The organism is Streptomyces ipomoeae 91-03, assembly GCF_000317595.1.
GTDB lineage: Bacteria > Actinomycetota > Actinomycetes > Streptomycetales > Streptomycetaceae > Streptomyces > Streptomyces ipomoeae.
The window spans coordinates 20,301-39,689 of record NZ_AEJC01000517.1; the positions used below are offsets into that span (position 1 = coordinate 20,301).

12 protein-coding genes are annotated in these 19,389 nt (G+C 68.7%); 4 read left to right on the top strand and 8 right to left on the bottom strand.

What is annotated here, in order from left to right:
* Positions 1 to 187 precede the first annotated feature (187 nt).
* On the top strand, positions 188 to 2,110 hold the full coding sequence (locus STRIP9103_RS33550; protein WP_048821457.1) for a hypothetical protein: 1,923 nt from the start codon (positions 188 to 190) through the stop codon (positions 2,108 to 2,110).
* An 82-nt stretch (positions 2,111 to 2,192) separates the two neighbouring features.
* Positions 2,193 to 2,885, top strand: coding sequence for a TetR/AcrR family transcriptional regulator (locus tag STRIP9103_RS33555; protein ID WP_009328219.1), 693 nt, complete (start codon positions 2,193 to 2,195; stop codon positions 2,883 to 2,885).
* Between the two features lie 4 nt (positions 2,886 to 2,889).
* On the opposite strand, the gene STRIP9103_RS33560 is transcribed toward STRIP9103_RS33555, so the two are convergent.
* From STRIP9103_RS33560 to STRIP9103_RS33575, 4 genes are all read right to left on the bottom strand, one after another.
* Complete coding sequence (locus STRIP9103_RS33560; RefSeq protein ID WP_009328191.1) at positions 2,890 to 3,246, bottom strand: 5-carboxymethyl-2-hydroxymuconate Delta-isomerase; 357 nt, start codon at positions 3,244 to 3,246, stop codon at positions 2,890 to 2,892.
* 28 nt (positions 3,247 to 3,274) lie between these two features.
* Positions 3,275 to 4,891, bottom strand: coding sequence for a fused response regulator/phosphatase (locus tag STRIP9103_RS33565; RefSeq protein WP_048821458.1), 1,617 nt, complete (start codon positions 4,889 to 4,891; stop codon positions 3,275 to 3,277).
* Between the two features lie 172 nt (positions 4,892 to 5,063).
* Positions 5,064 to 10,529, bottom strand: a complete 5,466-nt coding sequence (gene pulA, locus STRIP9103_RS50915; RefSeq protein WP_009328198.1) for a pullulanase-type alpha-1,6-glucosidase — start codon at positions 10,527 to 10,529, stop codon at positions 5,064 to 5,066.
* Positions 10,530 to 10,727: 198 nt separating this feature from the next.
* Entirely contained in the window at positions 10,728 to 12,056 is a 1,329-nt protein-coding gene (locus STRIP9103_RS33575) for an alpha-amylase (RefSeq protein WP_374005686.1), read from the bottom strand.
* Positions 12,057 to 12,928: 872 nt separating this feature from the next.
* Here STRIP9103_RS33575 and STRIP9103_RS50265 point away from each other — a divergent pair.
* Positions 12,929 to 13,105: a hypothetical protein gene (locus STRIP9103_RS50265; RefSeq protein WP_158696934.1), complete on the top strand. Its 177-nt coding sequence runs from the start codon at positions 12,929 to 12,931 to the stop codon at positions 13,103 to 13,105.
* A gap of 38 nt (positions 13,106 to 13,143) precedes the next feature.
* On the top strand, positions 13,144 to 13,866 hold the full coding sequence (locus STRIP9103_RS33580; RefSeq protein ID WP_009328196.1) for an RICIN domain-containing protein: 723 nt from the start codon (positions 13,144 to 13,146) through the stop codon (positions 13,864 to 13,866).
* 94 nt (positions 13,867 to 13,960) lie between these two features.
* Here STRIP9103_RS33580 and STRIP9103_RS33585 read toward each other — a convergent pair whose 3' ends face one another.
* The 4 genes from STRIP9103_RS33585 to STRIP9103_RS33600 form a co-directional block, all read right to left on the bottom strand.
* Positions 13,961 to 15,643 (bottom strand): glycoside hydrolase family 13 protein, encoded by a 1,683-nt coding sequence (locus STRIP9103_RS33585; RefSeq protein WP_009328203.1) that lies wholly within the window; start codon positions 15,641 to 15,643, stop codon positions 13,961 to 13,963.
* Between the two features lie 97 nt (positions 15,644 to 15,740).
* Positions 15,741 to 16,661: a sugar ABC transporter permease gene (locus STRIP9103_RS33590; RefSeq protein WP_009328210.1), complete on the bottom strand. Its 921-nt coding sequence runs from the start codon at positions 16,659 to 16,661 to the stop codon at positions 15,741 to 15,743.
* A gap of 13 nt (positions 16,662 to 16,674) precedes the next feature.
* The gene (locus STRIP9103_RS33595) at positions 16,675 to 17,679 is read right to left on the bottom strand and encodes a carbohydrate ABC transporter permease (RefSeq protein WP_009328232.1); all 1,005 of its coding nucleotides are present in this window, start codon (positions 17,677 to 17,679) and stop codon (positions 16,675 to 16,677) included.
* Between the two features lie 115 nt (positions 17,680 to 17,794).
* A complete protein-coding gene (locus tag STRIP9103_RS33600; RefSeq protein ID WP_009328168.1) occupies positions 17,795 to 19,066 on the bottom strand; it encodes an extracellular solute-binding protein in 1,272 nt (423 codons plus the stop codon).
* Positions 19,067 to 19,389: the final 323 nt, after the last annotated feature.

Here is a 19,389-nt window from a genome sequence, read left to right on the forward strand (position 1 = left end):
TCGCGCAGTTCCCCGCGCCCCTGAAGGGGCGCGGGGCTGTGTCGATGTGCGGCTCCGCCGCGTGGGCGCGAGCGACCGCGTACAACCCGCGCCTCGCCCGACAATCCCAGGCGCCCGAGTTCTCCGTACCCGGCCCCGAAGCGGAGCGTCTACGTGACCATCGGACCATTCGCTCGTTCTGCTGAACGTGCAGTCACAGGATGTCGCCCGGCGCGCCGCGCCCTCTCGGGCGCAGGAGTCGGTGGTGGATGTCGAGCAGGCGGAGGCGGCGCTCGTTGAGCATTATCCGCGTCTGGTTCGGCTGGCCTATCTGACGTTGCCGCCGACGTGGGGCCGTAATCGGCGGGTGCTGACGGCGCATGCCTTGGTGCAGCGGGCGTTGCCTCGGGGGCGTACGTCGACCTCGGTGATTCCGGCGCAGGCTACGGGGCGGGAGCGTAATCCGGGGTACGCGTACGTCCGTCTCCAGGTCATTCGTACGGCGCTGGAGGCCGGGCTTCCGTTGCGGCGCAAGGCATGGCCGAAGCGGGCGCAGCTGCCGCCGTTGTTGCCGAGGGTGTGGGGGCTGCGGCTGTTCCCGCGTTCGGGTGGGGCCGATGAACTGGCCCTGGACCAGCGGCTGTCGGCGCTGTCCTGCCCGGCCCGCGCCGTGTATGTGCTGCGGGGGCTGGAGAAGCTTCCCGACCCGGCGATCAAGACGTTGCTGGAGGAGGCCGGCGTCGGTCACCCGGCGACACCGATGACGGAGGCGAACTCGGTGTCGGCGCAGTACTACGCGCTGCTCTCCTCCGCCGAGTTCGACCCCTGTTCGCTGTACGCCCGCCCGACCGATCTGATGCGGCGCCGCCAGCACATGAAGGCCGCCCTGGCGGCGACGGCGGCGTTGGCCGTGTGCGGGGGGTTCCTCGGGCTGCCCAGTGAGTGGTGGGGGCCGGACGGCCCGGCGGCTCCCCCGTACGCACGGAACCCGGCGGCCCAGGCCGCGCTGGACCCGGGCCGACTGACCACGGCGACGGCCACGGCCTGGCAGTCGACCGGCCGTACCGACTTCTCCACCTGGCCCGCCCGCGGCGACCTGAAGAAGGACAGGAGACTGCTTCGGCGCGCCCTCGCCGTCTGGGCCCGGCCCGGCGAGTCCGTCCAGGTGTCGGTGACCCTCGGCACGCCGGCCGGGCCCCCGCCCGGGCCGCCGCAGCTGCTGTACGCGGGCGAGGTCGACAACCTGCGGGTGGTCCTGCTCCACGACGGTCTGCGCATCGCCCGTTACGCCGAGCCGCTCGACGGCACGAGCCTCGCCGCCCTCGACCTGATCCGGGTCGACGGCGCGTCCGGCGCCGGGGCGAGCGCGCTGGTGCTGGGCCGGGTCGACGGCAACGTCCGCTATCTGACGGCCCCTTGGGTGCGTGAGGCGGCCGTACGGGATCTGACGCGGGCCACGGCCGAGACGTCGACGTTGGAGCTGTCGAAGGACGGGGTGACGGCGCCGTTCGCCAGCCCGGCGGTGCGTACCGGGCGGTGCGAGTCGTGGGAGGTGTTGCAGCTGACCGATGCCACGGGGCGTACCTGGCTGCTGTCCGATCTCTCCGAGGTGGTCCCGGCGCATCTCACGGCCGGCCGCCCCTCGGCCGTGCCCGCTCGTGAAGCCACCCAGGCACTGGAGACCTGGGCGCCCTTCGCCTGTTCGCTGGGTGCCGTGCGGTCGCGGGGCGTGCGTGCGGTGAACGCCTGGCAGTTCGCCCGGCAGCCGCTGCCCGACGGAAGCGGCACCGCGGACTGGGTGTGCACCCGGGCCGAGACCTGGCGGGGCACGGGCACCCGTGTACTGGCCCAGTTCAACACTCCCGGCGGCGCCTTCATGACCGCGGCCGTCGACGACCGGGCGACCTGCGGCCCCACCGACCCCCATGTCCTGGCCGCCGCCCCCTGGAAGTCCTCGACGGGCGAGTCCTACCTCCTCGCCGCCGGCAGCAAGGACACCGTCTCCATCAAGGCGAGCGGCGACGTGACCGGCTCGGCACCGGGCAACCTGCTCGCCCTACCGGCCGAGAAGAACGCACAGGCCCAGGTCAAGGGAACCCTCGCGAACGGCCGGGAGATCAACCGACTCTGACGACGATGCCCACAGACCGTGTCTGAACACCCACGCTCGATCCAGCCCATTGCGGGCCGGAATCAATCGGTAAGGTGTTCGTATGACAACCGGTGTGCGCCGCAGGATGGGCGTGGAGGAACGACGCCAGCAGTTGATCGGCGTCGCTCTCGAACTCTTCAGCCGGCGCTCGCCCGACGAGGTCTCCATCGATGAGATAGCGACGGCGGCCGGTATCTCACGGCCGCTCGTCTACCACTACTTCCCGGGCAAACTCAGCCTGTACGAGGCCGCGTTGAAGCGCGCCTCCGAGGATCTGGCCACCCGTTTCATCGAACCCCACGAGGGCCCGCTCGGCACCCGGCTGCTCCGCGTCATGCACCGTTTCTTCGACTTCGTCGACGAACACGGCCACGGTTTCGCCGCCCTCATGCGCGGCGGCCCGGCCGTCGGCTCCTCCCGCACCAACGCCCTGATCGACGGCGTACGCCAGGCCGCCTATGTCCAAATCCTTTCGCACCTGGAGATCCAAGATCCCCCGGCCCGCCTGGAGCTCGTCGTCCGCTCCTGGATCTCCCTCGCCGAGTCCACGGCTCTGATATGGCTCGACGGCCGCCGCATCCCCAGGGAGGAGCTGGAGGTCCAGTTGGTCCACGATTTCGCGGCGCTGACGGCCGTGAGCGCCGCGTACGACATGGAAATGGCGGCACTGCTCCGCAAGAGGCTCGCCGATGAGCCGAAGGACGGCCCGTTCAGCGACTTGGCAGGGCACCTTGTGGCTCTGACCAGCCCCTAGGGCCCTAGAGGTCGAACTTCCGGTACGAGGGATCAAGGTCCCGTACCTCCGCCGACGCATGAAGCGCCAGCCCCGCCGAAGGCTTCACGTACTCCCGAAGCAGCCCCAGCACATTCTCGGTCAGGGCCACCTTCGTCTCCTCGGTCCGCCCCGCCAGCAGCCCCAACGTCACATGCACAACCGCATGCCCACTCACATCGGCACCGACCGTCGTGTCCTCGGTGGCCCGGAACTGCGTCTTGCAGGCCTCCGGCTTCGCGGCGGCCGTCCGTACGACCTCTTCGTGCAGGGCTCTCGCGAACCCGGGTCGGTCGAAGCCATCGGCGAGGACGGCGGAGTAATCAACAGTGATCTGCGGCATGGGGCACCCCTGTTCTACGAAAGTCAGCTCACCCTAACCGCAGCCGCAACGCCAGCATCGCGATGTCGTCCTCCCGGTCCCTGCCGAAACAGTGCAGCAAGGTGTCGCACAGCGCGGCGGTCCCGAGCGGAGCGCCCGTCGCGGCGGCCCGTAGGTGCTCAAGGGACTGCGAGAGATCGATCCCCCGGGTCTCGATCAGCCCGTCCGTGACCATGAGGAGCCGATCCGTCGGAAAGAGAACCGTCTCCGTGGGCTCGGGCCGTTCGAGGCCGAGTCCGAGGAGGGGCCCGGCGGCCTTCAGATACTCGGCGCCACCGGACTCGTGGACGATCAGCGGCGGTATGTGGCCGGCGTTGGCGATCCGGACGTGCCCGCTGGTGGGCTCGACGAGAGCGAGACAGACGGTGGCGGTGACGTCGGGGTGGTAGTGCTGGAGCATCCGGTCGAGCCGCACGGCGATCGCGGCGGGGTCGGCCTGCTCGACGGCGTACGCACGCAGGGCGTGCCGGAGTTCGACCATGACGGTGGCCGCGTCCAGTGAGTGCCCGACGACGTCGCCGACGGCGGTGAGGATGCCGCCGGGGGTGGAGACGGCGGCGTAGAAGTCGCCGCCGATCTCGGTCTGCCGGGACGCGGGGACGTATCGCACGGTCACTTCGAGGCCGGGGAACTCGGGCACCCGTTTGGGCAGGAAGCTGTGCTGGAGGGTGAGCGCTACATGCCGCTCGACCTGGTACATCAGCAGCGGCTGGGCGGCGAGCGCGGTGGCCTGGGCGAGGCGGGCGACCAGGGCGACGGTGTCGGGGGTGGCGCCGCGCGCCCCACGCACCGGCGTGGCGACGCACACGGGGGTGCCGCCCTCGGTGCGGGCGAGCACGAGGTGGGCGTCGTCGGTGAGTCCGGGCCGGAAGAAGCCGGCGGGCCACAGCGGCGCCGGTACGACGGTGTCGTGCGGTCGGGGGTCGGCGGCGGTGATGCGGCGGATGAGCCGGGCCACGGTCTCGTGGGCGCCGGCGTCGGGGAGGGTGGTGCGGGCCCTGGCCCGGGAGGTGCCGCTGTACAGCTCGCCGTCCTCGCCGAGGACGAACACGGCGGCGGGTGACCGGGTGAGCCGGGCGGCTCCCTCGGCGGCGGCACCGGCCAGCTCCTCCAGGCTGCGGGCGGCCTGGACGTCGACGATGGTCTCGGACAGCAACGTGAGGCGGCGTACCAGGGCCTCGGCGTCGTTGCGCATCCGGGCGCCGCGCACCGCGGCCCGTACGACGGCCTGGATCTCCTCGGGTTCGGCGGGCACCGTCAGATAGGCCTCGCCGCCCGCGTCGAGCCCCCGGCAGCGGTCGCTGGGGGCGACGGCCGCGGCGGAGAAGTGGACGACGGGCAGGGCGGCCGTCGGGGGCTGGGCCTTGAGGCGGCGGCAGAGTTCGAAGCCGCTCATGTCGGGCAGGCCGACGTCGACGAGGGCCACATCGGGCAGGGCGCCCGAGCGCAGCCGCAGGTCGAGTTCGACCAGGGCCTCGCCGGCGCTGGCGACCGGGACGACGCTGTGTCCGGCCCGGCGCAGCACCGCGCCCATGGCGTAACGGCTGGCTGCCGCGTCGTCGACCACCATGACCGTGGTGCTTGCTTCGTCGACCAAGAGACTCATGAGGCGCTCGCGGAGGACCCGGGGACAGGGGGACGAGGGGGCGTCCGTGCGGGACGGGCTGAGGCCCAAGGGGCCGGCTGGAGTGCGGACTGGGTACGGGGCTCGATGGCGCGGGCCCCTCTCGGACTCGGTGGTGCAGGCCCCTCTCGACCTGCACCACCAAGCTAGCGTCCTACTGGGCCGCCCGTGCGAATACGGCGACGGTCCGCCCCGGAACGGCGAACGTGCCCGATTCCGCTTCGTATGACGCGTTCTTGACGGTAGAGTCCGCGCCCTCCGCCTGCACCGGGTGCAGGGTGTATTCCGTCCCGGCGAGGTCCGCCACCGTCTGGTCCCGCTTCTCGGGGGTGGCGTTGAAGACGACGACGAGGTCGCCGAGTTCCATGGTGATCACGCCGGGTGTCTCGTCCTTGCCCGACAGCGGGAAGGAGAGCGTCGACTGGACCTGCGCGGTGGTGTCGAGCGAGAAGGCGCTCTCCGTCGTACGGATCCTCAGCAGGTCCCGGTACGCCGCCGAGGCGCCCTCGATCTGCGCGCAGCCGACCTCGACCGAGGTCAACAGGGGCTTGGCGTAAGGCCACTTGGACTGGTTGTCCGCCGCCGGTGGCAGGCCCCGTCCGAAGCCGTTGCCGCCGTCCCGGCAGTCCCAGTGGATCGCGTTGAACCAGTCGCCGCTGTCGTAGGAGTTCCGGTCGAGGGACTTGGAGCGCAGCAGGTCGGTGCCCGCCTGGGAGAGGGCCGGGCCCTGGGAGAGCGCGGCCGTCGCCATGGCGAGGACCTGCATACGGGCCCGGTCGGCCGGGCTCGTCGACTTCGGCAGCTTGAAGGTGAGCGCGTCGAACAGCGTTTCGTTGTCGTGTGCGTCGACGTAGGCGAGGGCGTCGCCGGGTGCGTCCGCGTATCCGGCGGCGGTGCCGTTGTAGTCGACGTCGGCGCCCTTGACCTCCTTGCCGCTGGTGTCGGTGAACCGGTAGTCCGCGAGGTTGCCGCTCAGGCCGACCTTGATGAGGTCCTGGTAGTGCAGCAGGCGGGCCTTCTGCTCGGCCGAAGTGCCGTTGCCGTCCGAGGAGTTGGGTTCGGTGTAGAGGCCGGACGCGAAGCCCTGGACGCCGGGGTCGGCGTCGAAGGGGCCGCCGCCGCGTACGGCGTCACGGGCGCGGTCGGAGAAGGTCGCGATGCCCGTGCCGGCCATGTTCTTCTGCGTGGCCTGCGTGAACCGGGCGTCGTCGGCGACCTCACCGAAGTTCCAGCCCTCCCCGTACAGGATGATCTTCTTCCCGTCGACGCCGTCCTTGGCGGGGGTCAGCCCGTCGAGGGCCTTCCGGACGGCCAGGATGTTGGCCTTCGGGTGGTGGCCCATGAGGTCGAAGCGGAACCCGTCGACCTTGTACTCCTTGGCCCAGGTGACGATCGAGTCCACGACGAGCTTACCCATCATGGTGTTCTCGGGCGCGGTGTTGGCGCAGCAGGTGGAGGTGGCGACCGAACCGTCGGCGAGCAGCCGGTGGTAGTAGCCGGGCACGACCTTGCCGAGGACGCTCTTGTCCGCCTGCCCGCTCGCCGGGGTGTGGTTGTAGACCACGTCCAGCACGACCCCGAGGCCGTCGTCGTTGAGCGCCTTCACCATCTTCCGGAACTCGACCGTCCGCCGCGTACCGTCCGGGTCGGTCGCGTACGAGCCCTCCGGGACCGTGTAGTGGTACGGGTCGTAGCCCCAGTTGTACGCGTCCTTCGCGGCGGCCTTGGCCACACACTCCTGCTGCTTGTCGGAGTCGGCCGCGTACGAGCCGAGGTCGCAGTCGACCGTCGCCTGGTCCGCCTTCTTCTCGGGGACGGTGGCGATGTCGGCGACGGGAAGAAGATGGACGTACGACGTGCCCGCCTGCGCCAGCTCACGAAGATGCCGTGAGCCGTCGCTGTCCTTGTCGGTGAAGGCGAGATAGGTGCCCTGGTCCTTCGCCGGGACGGTCCTGTCCCCGATCGAGAAGTCCCGGACGTGCAGCTCCTGGATCCGCGCGTCCTTGAGCGGTACGGCCTTCGGCTTCGTGTACGACGTCCAGCCGCTCGGCGCCAGGGACCTGTCCCCCAGGTCGACGACCAGGCTCCGCTCGGAGTCGGCGGTCAGGGCGACGGAGTACGGGTCGGTGACCTTGTTGGTGACGACCTTGCCGACGCTCGGCGCCCACACCTTCACGACGTACCGGTACGGCTTGTTCTTCCAGGACCTGCTGCCGGTGACGGACCAGACGCCGGTGGTGTCGTTCCGCCGCATGGCGACGGTCGTGCCGTCCAGGTCCAGGGAGACCTTCTGCGCGGTGGGCGCCCAGACGGCGAGCGTGGGGCGGCCGTCATGGAAGGTGGGGCCGAGATCCGCGTCCGACGCGGCGGTTCCGTGGACGTCGTCGAGTACACCGGCGATCTGCACGCCCGTCGCCGCGAGCACCACACCTCCCCCGGAGCTGAACGCCTGGGAGGTACCCCCAGCGGCCCACTGGGAGGCGACGAGCTGACCGCGCAGGGCCTCGCGGACCCGGTCGCGGTCGCGTGGGTCGACGGTCCAGGCGGTGTACGACTTCAGGTGCGGGAATCTCGCCTTCTGGGCGTCGGTGAGGGCGGACCTGGTGAGGCGGAGCCAGCGCTCGTCGGTGCTGGTGAGCGTGCCGTTCCGGAGGGCGATCGAGCCGGTGCGCGAGTACAGCAGCTGGGTGGAGGCGGCGCTCTCGTCGCCGTTCCAGGCAAGGGTGTTCCGGTCGATCCAGACCGCCTTGGAGGTGGTGAGGTCGAGGGCGGCGGCGGAACCGGCCGGCTGCGGGAGCAGGTACTTCTCCTGGCTGCTCAGCAGCCACACCTCGTGGCCGTCCGCCTTGAGATCGAGGGACTGGTCGGCGGAGAGGTCCTTCTCGTCGCCCTTGTGGACGATATAGCTCAGGCTGGTGGCGCCTTCGGTGAGCGGCACCTCGAAGACCGCGCCGTACGCGTCCGTCCTCACCGGTTCCAGGGGCTTCGACCAGTCGGTGGGGTTCGCGGCGCCCGTCCAGATGTGCAGGCCCCAGCCGTCGTAGTTCCCGTCGGGGCGGTGGTAGTGGAGGACGGCCTTGGTCCTGTCCTGCTCCGGGTAGTCGGCTGCGGGTTTCTCCGTCAGTACGGCCTCCTTGCCCTGCTCGACCCAGATCTCGCCCGTCCTGGTGACATCGATCGAGCGGTCGGCGGAGACGTCCTTGTCGCCGTCCTTGTCGATGACGAGATAGCCGACGTTCGACGCTCCCGGCTTGAGTTTGACGTAGGCGAAGGCGTCGTACGCGTCCCGGCCGATGAAGTCATGGCCGTCGGGCCAGGTGGTCCCCTCGCCGTCGGCGATGTCGCCCCAGGCGTACAGCCGCCAGTCGGTGTAGTCGCCGTCGGCGCGCTTGTAGTGGACGATCGCGTAGTCCCGCGAGGAGGCGGTCGGGACCTCGGGGGCGGGCGGGGTGCCGGTGGTGGAGCTCGCCATGGCGCTCGCCGTACGTCCGGCGGAGTCGATCACAACCGCCTTGTAGCGCAGGGTGGTTCCGGGCGTGATGTCCTCGTCGATGGTCTGGGTGACCCGGTAGGGCGCGTGGTCGGCGGAGCCGAGGGTCTTCCACTTGCCGTTGCCCACCTGGGCGGCGAAGACGACCCTGTTGAGCTGACCGCCGTCGACATCGGCGCCGATCTCTACGGTGCCGGTGGCGCCGGGGGCCGGGGCCTTCAGGGTGAGGGACGGCTTGGTGGTGGGCTGGGCGGGCCTGCCGGTGGCCTTGAGGACGATCGATGAGCCGGGCGGAACGGTGACGGTGACGTTCTTGTCGGCTCCACTGGTCACATGGCCGGGGCTCCCGGACGTCCCGTAGATGCCCTTGAAGGTCATGTCGGCCGCGCCGGTCGCGAAGGTCGCCGTCCTCGCCTGGTCCGCGTTGTTGAAGGCGACGATGTACTCGGTGCCGGTCCTGGCGTCGGTACGGGAGAAGGCGTAGACGCCGGGGCCGTCGGTGGCGTGGCGCTCGGTCTGGACGCCGTCGGCGAGGGCCGGGTTGGCCTTGCGGAGCTTGGCGAGAGCACTGATCTGTTTGTAGAGCGGTGCACTTGTGTCGTAGGCGTCCTCGGCGTGGGTGCGGTCGGTGCCGAGCTGGTCGTCGTCGAGGTAGTCGGCGACCTTCGAGGCGAACAGCGTCTGCCGGGCGTCCTTGTCGCCGCCCGCGCCGGTGAAGCCCTGCTCGTCGCCGTAGTAGACGACGGGGTTGCCGCGGCTGAGGAACATCAGCTCGTTGGCGAGCCTGTCCTTGGCGAGCAGTTCGGCGTCGGTGGCCTTCGGATCGTCCTGCTCGAGGAAGGTCCCGATCCGGCCCATGTCGTGGTTGCCGAGGAAGGTGACCTGCTCGTACGCGTTGGCCTTGTCGGTCGTGTACTTGTAGTCGTCCCCGAACACGGCGGCCAGTTTCCGTGCGCTGCCGCCCTGGGAGGCGTACGAGCGGGCCGCGTCCTGGAAGGGGAAGTCGAGCGTGGAGTCGAGGCGCCCCTGGGTGACGTACGGCGAGGTGACGGCCGTGTCGGCGGAGTAGACCTCCCCGAACATGAAGAAGTCGTCCCGCCCCCGCTTCGCCGCGTACGCGTCCAGCGCGGTGGCCCACTGCGTCCAGAACTCCGTGTTGACGTGCTTCACGGTGTCGATCCGGAAGCCGTCGATGTCGAAGTCCCGCACCCAGCGCTCGTAGATCTTCTCCATGCCCTCGACGACCTCGGGACGCTCGGTCCACAGATCGTCGAGCCCGACGAAGTCGCCGTACGTGGCGGACTCGCCGGCCCAGGTGGAGTCGCCCCGGTTGTGGTACATCGTCGGGTCGTTGAGCCAGGCCGGGACCTTGAGGTTCTTCCTGGCGTCCGGGACGACGGGCGTACGCGGGAAGGAGTCCCGGTCGACCTTCGGGAACGCCTTGTTCCCGTCCGCGTGGTCGGCGTCGTCGAAGGGCTTCCCGTCCTTCGTGAGATACGGGAACGCGCCCTTGGAGAGATAGTCGTAGGACTTCTCCTCATAGTCGACGACATCCGCCGTGTGGTTGGTGATGACGTCGAAGAAGACCTTCATGCCCTTGGCATGGGCCTTGGAGATGAGGGTTTCCAGGTCCTTGTTCGTCCCGAAGTGCGGATCGACCTGGGTGAAGTCGGTGATCCAGTACCCGTGGTAGCCGGCGGAGACGTTCTCACCGGTGCCCTGGACGGGCTGGTTCTTGAAGATGGGCGCGAGCCAGATGGCAGTCGTACCCAGGCCCTTGATGTAGTCGAGCCGCTGGGCCAGCCCCTTGAGGTCGCCGCCCTGGTAGAAGCCCTTGTCGGTGGGGTCGTACCCGGTGGCGAGACGCGAGCCGGTCAGGCCGCCCCTGTCATTGCCCTTGTCCCCATTGGCGAAACGGTCCGGCAGAACGAAGTAGAACTGCTCGCGGGTGAGGTCGTGGCGGGCGGGCTCGGCGGCCAGCTTCGCGTCGGACAGGGGTTCGGGCGGGGTGGCGGCGTCGGCGGCGAGGGGCTGGACGAGCGCTGCGGCCAGCGCGGTCGCGGTGACCGCGGCGACTCGCCCGGCGTGGGTGGTTCGGCGCCTGGACGGCACCGGCCATCTCGGTATCAAGACGTGGACTCCTTGCGGTGTACGACTTGCGCTGTACGGCGTACGGCTCTTCGGGGCCGACCCGCGCGCGACCGTATCGCCGCCGAAAGCATTTCAGCAAGAGTCTTGAAAAAGACGGCAAGTGTTTTCAGGCGACCCGGCTGCCGGGTAGGGCGGCTGCGGCCGTTTTGTCCTTGCCGGGGGTCGTCGGCCGGTGGCTCAGCAGCTGGACTTGCCGGCGTAGATCGCGAGGGCGGTGTTGGAGCCGAGGGTGGCGGTGAACTGGCCGGAGCCGTTCACGGTCACCGTCGTGTTGTTCTGGACGTTGCAGTACGTGCCGGCCGGGAGGGACGTCTGGTACGTACGGCTGAGGCTGCTCGACTCGTGGTTGATGGCGACGTAACCCTTGCTGCCACGGCCGAAGGCGATCACATCGCCCCCGTTGTCCCACCAGTTGGCGACGGACTCGCCGCGGGTGGCGTTGCGGAAGGCGACCATGCGCATGATCTCCGGCCAGGCGTGCTGGCACTTCCAGCCGTCCTGCCAACAGGCGTTGACGGTACCGCCGTTGGGCGGCCCCGCGTCCGAGTCGGACCATTCGTAGCCGGAGTTGATGTCCGGGGCGCCGTAGGGCCAGGCCAGCATGAAGACGTTGGCCAGCGTGTAATTGGCGTTGTCCTTGTAGCTGAGCGTGGAGCCATTGCGCTCGGTGTCGTGGTTGTCGACGAAGACACCGGAGACGCCGCTACTCATGTAACCCCAGCCCTCACCATAGTTCTTGAGGTAGGCGAGGTTCTCATTGTTAAAGACCCGTTTCAGGTCATACGCGTACCGGAACTCTTGCACATCGCCGTTGCCCGTGTACTCGCTCGGCTGGACGGCTTCTCCGCTGCCGTAGATGACCTCCTGCTTCCAGTACACCGACGGATTGTTCAGCCGCGACTTGATGTTGGCCAGGTCGGCGGCGTCCATGTGCTTGGCCGCGTCGACGCGGAAGCCGTCGACGCCGAGGGAGAGCAGGTCGTTCATGTACCGGGCGATGGCCCCGCGGACGTACTCCTCACTCGTGTCCAGGTCGGCGAGCCCCACCAGTTCGCAGTGCTGGACGTTCCAGCGGTCCTGGTAGTTGCTGATCTGGCTGGTGCAGTCGTCGAAGTCGAACGACGAGTACAGGCCGGGATAGTTGTACTTCGTGTACGACGAGCCGCCGGTCCCGGTGCCGCTACCTGCCGACATGTGGTTGATGACCGTGTCGACGACGACCTTCACGCCGGCCGCGTGACACGTGTTCACCATGTTCTGGAACGCCGTACGGTCGCCGAGGCGCCCGGCGATCTTGTAGCTCACCGGCTGGTACGACGTCCACCACTGCGAGCCCTGGATGTGCTCGGCGGGCGGCGAGACCTGGACATAGCCGTAGCCGTTGGGACCGAGGGTGTTGGTGCACTCCTTGGCGACCGAGTCAAACCTCCACTCGAACAGCACCGCGGTGACGTCCTTGGTGCCGGGCGGGGAGGCGTACGCGGTGTCGGCGGCGCCGGGGGCCATGACGGTTGCCGCGGCTGCGGTGAGCGCGGTCAGGGCGACAGTCCATCTCGATATCACGGGCGAACTCCTTGCGGTGACAGCCGGGCACCCTTGCCTGGTGGCGGCGTGACCGTATCCCTGGCGCAAGGTTTACAGCAAGAGTCTTGCAAGTAACAGAAAGAACCTTCACTCATGACCTTGACGTGCCCTTCTCAGCTCCCTCACTCTCATGAGTTGTTGAATCCCTGACCTCCCTGACCTCCTGATCGGGTTGCGCCCCTCTGCCTCCGGAGCCGCACATGACGCAAATGCCGATGCATGTGGAAGTAAGCCGGTACTGATTAACGGCTCGGTCCGCTGCTGGAGTGGTGGACCGAGCCGTTCGGCACATGTCACCCACCGGGCCAGGTGATCGACGACTGATCGGATGTCACGGTGATTTCAAACCGTGCAGCTCGTCGATCACCAGGTCGGTCGTGGGGTCGTCCAGACCCTGTCGCAGCGCCTGGCCAGATCGGCCTCCTCGTCCAGGCGCGCATTGAGGAACCCCACCAGGTCGTTGTTCATGACGGCATCCTCGACGATGGACCGAGCGCCGGCACTCGTTTTGCAGCCGTCGATCCCCCTTGAGCCCTGGACCGACACGCTTTCCAACTGTGTTGGTGGGGTCTTGGGCTGTGTGCGGGGGCGTTCACCTGCCCCCCAGGACTGTCGCCAGATGCTTGTCGCGGCGAACGAGGGGCGCCGGGCCACGCCTCACCGCGCGTGGCCACGCTTCGCTGGATCCGAACTGCCGTTCCGGGCAAGGGAATTGGGTAACCATTTGGGCAGCGGAAGCGTTCTGAACAGTACTCACGCAATCGGGGCGGAAGGGACGGCTGACAGTGGCACGATTGACCAGGAACCAGTGGATTGCCCTTGGGTCCGTGGTGGCCACGTTTGTCGCTGCGCTGATCACTGCTGCGGCCATGCTTCTGGCGGGTTCCGGCGGCATCCAGAACAACTGCAGCGGTGAGGCGTCGCAGTGCGCCGGCGAGGACAACAGCCGTGTTGAGAACGTCAGGCCGTGAGACGCCCGAGAGTGCCTGGCAACAGGGGGAGAGCGGGCGTGCTGCGCAAGGCTGTGCTGGCGGCGGGTGTCGTCCTGGCCCTGTCCGGATGCGGTGGAACGGAGATCAACAACAACTGCAGCGGTGAGGCGTCGCAGTGCGCCGGCCACGACAACGACCGGAGGAGCAAACCGGAATCGTCGGCGGCACCTCCTGCGCCGGCCACTTCGGAGGTATCGACGGCCTCTCCGACGTCCGCACCCGGTGCAACCCAGCGGCCAGAAAAGGACCCTGCCCCGGGAGACGCGCCGCGAGGCGCCTCGAAGCCTCCAACCACCGACCCCGACAAGAAAGATTCCCAAGAGGACCGGAGTACCGCGGAGGATCCCGTACGGCTCTACAACCGACGGACCGGAAAGTGCCTGGCCATCGCCTACAGCAGCACGAAGGCCGACGAGCCGGCGATCCAGTGGCCCTGCTCGACCAGCAAGAGCCAGCTCTGGACGCTCGAACCCGTGTCGGGCGGATACCGGGTGCGCAACCTGGCGAGTGGCCACTGCCTGGCCAACGGCTACGACAGCCCGAGGGGCAAGCCGGTCATTCAGCGGCCCTGCGGCCGTGGCGACGAGCAGGTCTGGGTGCAGGACGACCTCAAGCGGCTCAAGAACCGGAACAGCGCCCTGTGCCTGGTCATCCCCTACAGCGACACGACCGACGCCATCAAGGCCATTCAGTGGACGTGCTCGGAGAACACCGACCAGCAATGGGAGGAGTGGCGGTAGCGCGCCGAAATCAGGGGCCCGCCGCCCCGAACCGGGCAGCGGGCCCCTGAAGGATCGACCGCAGATGACGGAAAGACCCGTCCTGACGTGGTCCTCAGGCCATCGCCCACCAAACCGTCGTATCCCCCGGCAGCTTCGCCTCGTCGTCCGCCACGGTCACCTCGCCGCTGGCGACCAGGACCCGGCCGTACGCCGGGATCCGTACCGCCTCCCCCGTGGTGTTCGCGACGCACACGAACTCCCCGCGGCGGAAGGCGAGGACGCCTTCGGTGGACTTCAGCCACTCCACCGCGTCGCCCGCGCCCAGCCCCGGCTGTTCGCGGCGGACAGCCAACGCGCTGCGGTACAGCTCCAGCGTCGAGCCCGGCACTCCCGTCTGGGCCTCCACGCTCAGCTCGGCCCATTCCGTCGGCTGCGGCAGCCAGGAGCCTCCCGAGCCGAAGCCGTACGACGACCCCGCCCTCGTCCATGGGATCGGGACCCGGCAGCCGTCGCGGAAGCCGTCCTGGCCGGCGCCTCGGAAGTAGGCGGGGTCCTGGCGGACCTCGTCCGGGAGGTCCACGACGTCGGGGAGGCCCAGCTCCTCGCCCTGGTAGATGTAGGCCGAGCCCGGCAGCGCCAGCATCAGCAGCGTGGCCGCCCGAGCCCTGCGCAAGCCCAGCTCGCGGTCCCCGGCGACGCGGATCTGCGTGCCCAGGCCCGGTTCGTTCGCGAAGCGGGTCGCGTGGCGCGTCACGTCGTGGTTGGACAGGACCCATGTCGCGGGGGCGTTCACCGGGCGCATGGCGTCCAGCGTGTGGTCGATCACGACCTTCAGCTCCGCCGCGTCCCACTCCGTGCTCAGGTACTGGAAGTTGAAGGCCTGGTGGAGTTCGTCGGGGCGGACGTAGTTCGCCGTGCGCTCCACCGTGGGGGTCCAGGCCTCCGCCACGAAGATACGGTCGCCCGCGTACTCGTCCAGGACCAGGCGCCACTCGCGGTAGATCTCGTGCACGCCGTCCTGGTCGAAGAACGGCATGACATCGTTCCCCAGGAGCTTCAGCTGGTCGTGGGAACCAATGTCAGGGAGGCCTTCCGCCTTCACCAGGCCGTGTGCCACGTCGACGCGGAAGCCGTCGACCCCCATGTCCAGCCAGAAGCGGAGGATCGAGCGGAACTCGTCGCCCACCGCCGGGTGGTCCCAGTTGAAGTCGGGCTGTTCGGGCGCGAAGAGGTGGAGGTACCAGTCCCCCGGCTTGCCGTCCGGTTCCGTCACCCGCGTCCATGCCGGGCCGCCGAAGATGGACTCCCAGTCGTTCGGGGGAAGGTCGCCGTCTGCGCCCTTGCCCGGGCGGAAGTGATAGCGCTCCCGCAACGGCGAGCCCGGGCCCTCCGCCACCGCCCGCTTGAACCATTCGTGCTGGTCGGAGGAGTGGTTCGGGACCAGGTCGACGATGATCCTCAGCCCCAGGTCATGGGCGTCGCGGATCAGCGCGTCGGCGTCCAGCAGGTTGCCGAACATGGGGTCGACCGCGCGGTAGTCCGCCACGTCGTAGCCGGCGTCGGCCTGCGGGGAGGCGTAGAAGGGGCTGAGCCATACGGCGTCCACGCCCAGGTCGCGCAGATACGGGAGTCGGGACCGTACGCCCTCCAGGTCGCCCATGCCGTCGCCGTTGCTGTCGGCGAAGCTGCGCGGATAGACCTGGTAGATCACCGCGTCGCGCCACCAGTCGCGGCGGGAGGCGACGGTGGCGAGAGCGGAGTTTTCGGCCGGGTCGGTGGAGGAGTGCTGGCTCATGGCGTCCTTGGTGCGTAAGGGAGTTCGTGAGGGAGTTCGTGAGGGAATGCGTGGCGGAGGCGAGGTCATCGGGGTCTCGGGTCGGTACGGGTCGGCGTCAGCCCTTCGTGCCGCCCGCCGTCAGCCCGGTCACCAGGTTCTTCTGTACGACGTAGAAGAACGCGGAGACGGGAATCGCGACCAGTACCGCGGTGGCGGCCATCAGGTTGCGCTGGGCGTCGTGCTCGCTGACGAAGCTCTGCAGGCCGACCGCGAAGGTGTACTTCGTGTCCGACAGCATGAACGTCGAGGCGAAGGCGACCTCTCCGAAGGCGGTGATGAAGCTGTAGAACGCGGCGACCGCCAGACCCGGCTTGGCGAGCGGCAGGATCAGCCGTGCGAACGTGCCGAAGGGGGTCAGCCCGTCGACGCGTCCGGCCTCGTCGATCTCGAACGGGATCGTGTCGAAGTAGCCCTTCAGCAGCCAGGCGCAGTACGGCACGGCCGTCGAGCAGTAGACGAGGATGAGTCCGAGGTAGCTGTCGATGAGCCGGAGCTCCGACAGGATCTCGTACATCGGCACCATCAGGACGGCCACCGGGAACATCTGGGTCACCAGCAGCACCCACATGAACTTCCGGTAGCCCGGGAAGCGCATGCGGGAGACCGCGTAGCCGGTGGTGGCCGCGATCAGCACCCCTATGACGGTGGTGCCGAGCGAGACCACGAGGGTGCTGACGAGCCAGTCGAAGAACGGCGTCTCCCGGAGGACGAACGAGTAGTTGTCGAACGTCATCTTGCCGAAAATGCGCCCGGGATGCAGGTAATCGTCCTTGTCCGGGCCGAGGGAGAGGAAGATCAGCCAGACGATCGGGAAGAGGGCCGCCAGACTCGCCACGATGAGGATCGCGTGCGAGGCGAGGGTGCCGGCCGGGCCCCGCTCGCCGCGTCCGCGCGGTTTGCGGGGCGCGGTCGTATCAGCGACGGTGCGGTCCGCCGGAGCGGTCTTCACGGTCGTCGGGGGCGTCGTGGTGCTCATGGTGGCTCCTGCCTCAGATCGCGAGCTGCTGCTCATCGCGGTTCAGCCAGCGGCGGTAGACGGAGGTGAAGACGATCAGGATGGCCAGCAGCAGGATGCCGTACGCCGCCGACTGCGCGAAGTCACGCGGCTGCTGTCCGAAGCCGAGGTAGTACGCCCAGGTGACGAGGATCTGCGCCTCGGGCGCGGTGTCGCCGAACAGCAGGAAGATGACGGCGAACTGGTTGAACGTCCAGATCACGCCGAGAAGTACGACGGTGGAGCTGACGGCCCTCAGGCCCGGGAGGGTGACGTACCGGAAGCGCTGCCAGGCGCTCGCGCCGTCCATCTCGGCGGCCTCGTAGAGCGAGGCGTCGATGGACTGGAGGCCGCCGAGCAGCGAGAGCATCATGAACGGCACCCCGCACCAGGTGTTGACCATGATCGCGGCGAAGCGCTGCCAGAAGGTGTCCTCCAGCCACAGCGGCGTCGGCAGGTGCAGCGCTTCGAGGCCGGCGTTGATGATGCCGCCGTCGGCGAGCATGAACCGCCAGCCGAACACGGTGACGAATGTCGGCACCGCCCACGGCAGGACCAGGATCAGCCGGTAGAGGGTCCGGCCGCGCAGCTTCTGGTTGAGCAGCAGCGCGAGGCCCAGGCCGATGACGTAGTGCAGGGTGACGCAGAGCGCCGTCCAGACGATCGTCCAGATGAAGTGCGACCAGAAGCGGTCGTACGATGTCGGGCCCCACAGGATGTCGGCGTAGTTGTCGAAGCCGATGAACTCGTACGTCGCCTCGATCCGGTTGACGCCGATCGTGCGGGCCGAGTTGAGGCTGTTGGCGTTGGTGAGGGTGAGATAGAAGCCGCGTGCCAGGGGGTACAGCACCAGGACGCCGAGTACGACGACCACCGGGGCGATCATCGCGTACGCGTACCAGTACCGCTGGTACGCCCGCTTCAGACGGGTCAGCGGGCCCCGGCGTCCGCCCGGCTCACCACGGCGTTTGCCGATCGCTCGGTCGATGGCGACGGTCATGGTTGGACACCTTCTGGAAGATCGCTGGGGGGGTGAGCAGGTGGGTGCGGGCCGGTGGCCGCCGCATCCGTCCCCCGAGAACCCGCGCCCGGTCGGATGCGACGGCCACTCGGGGTCACTTGCTGAAGTCCGGGACCAGCTTGGCGATCGCGGTCTCCGCGTTGCTCAGGCCCTTGTCCAGGGACTCCTTGCCGCCCGCGATCGCGAGCAGTTCGGTGTCGAGCGCGGTCCACAGGGAGCCGTACTCGGGCAGCTCGGGACGCGGCTGGGCGGTGCCGAGCACGGCCTGGTAGCCGGCGATGCCCGGGTCGGCCTTGACCTCGGCGGTGTAGGCGTCGTCACGCGTGGGCAGCGTGGAGTTCTTCAGAGCGATGGTCTCCTGGGACTTCGCCGAGGTCATGAAGTTGACGAACTTCAGCGCTGCCGCCTGGTGCGCCTTGTCCGAGCCGGCGTAGACGGAGAGGTTGTGGCCGCCGGTCGGGGCGCCCGCCTTGCCGGTGGAGCCGGCCGGGACGGTGGCGATGCCCAGGTTGGCCTTGTCCTTGAACGCGGAGCCCTTGTAGATGTTGGTGATCTCCCAGGGGCCCTGGATGATCGCGGCGACCTTGCCGTTGACGAACGCGTCCTGGATGTGGGCGTAGGCGTCTGCGGTGGTGTCGGCCTTGTGCAGGCCCTTGCCGTCGAAGAGGTCCAGCCAGGTGCCGTACGCCTTCTTGGCCTCGGCGGAGTTGACCGTGATCTTCTTGGCGGCGACGTCGACGGTGTCGGTGCCGTCGCCGTAGAGGAAGGTCTGGGCGTAGTAGGCCTGGGTGGAGCCCCAGTAGCCGTCGACGCCGGTCTTGTCCTTGATCGTGGCGGCGGCCTTCTTCAGGTCGTCCCAGGTCTTGGGGGCCTCGGTGATGCCGGCCTTCTCGAAGAGTTCCTTGTTGTAGACCAGCGCGAGGGTGTCGGTGACGAACGGGACACCGTAGGTCTTGCCCTCGTACTGGGCCTGCTTGATCAGGTTGTCCTGGAACTTGTCCTGGTCCGCGAGGGCCTCGGTGCCGTCCAGCGGCAGGAAGAAGCCCTTCTTGGCGAAGGCGGGGGTCCAGCCGACGTCGGAGCGCAGCACGTCCGGGGCGCCCGTGGCGCCGGCGGCGGTGTCGAACTTGTTCTGCGCCTGGTCGAACGGCACGTTGACGTACTTGACCTTGATGTCCTTGTTGGCGGCCTCGAACTCCTTGACCAAGGCCTTGTACGTCGGTGCCTCATTGGTGGCGTTGGAGGTGTCCCACCAGGTGATGGTGACCGGACCGTCGGCGCTCTCGCCGCTGTCGCTTCCGCCGCAGGCCGTCGCCGTGAGGGCGATCGACGCCACCAGCGCGGTGGCCGCTATGCCACGCCGCATGAGTTCTCCTTGAGGGTGAAAGCCCGTGTGCTGGGCAGAGGGCCCCGTCCGCCGCTCCTGCCGAGGTGCCGGCCGCGCCGATGCCGCCGGGCGTGGCAGAACGTAACAGCGATGCAAGCCGGACGAAAGACCTTGCTGCAAAAAAATGCAAGAACCGGTGACGATTACGTGTCCGTGACCTGCGCTCGACGGGGTCGAAACCCTGTGTTGGAGCCGATCAGCGGGGCTTGGCGGGACTGTGCAAGACCCTGCAAGCTCTTGCCACGGCCGACCCGGAACGGCAATCATCACCCCGTCAGCCCTTGCGGACGCGGGGCACCGGG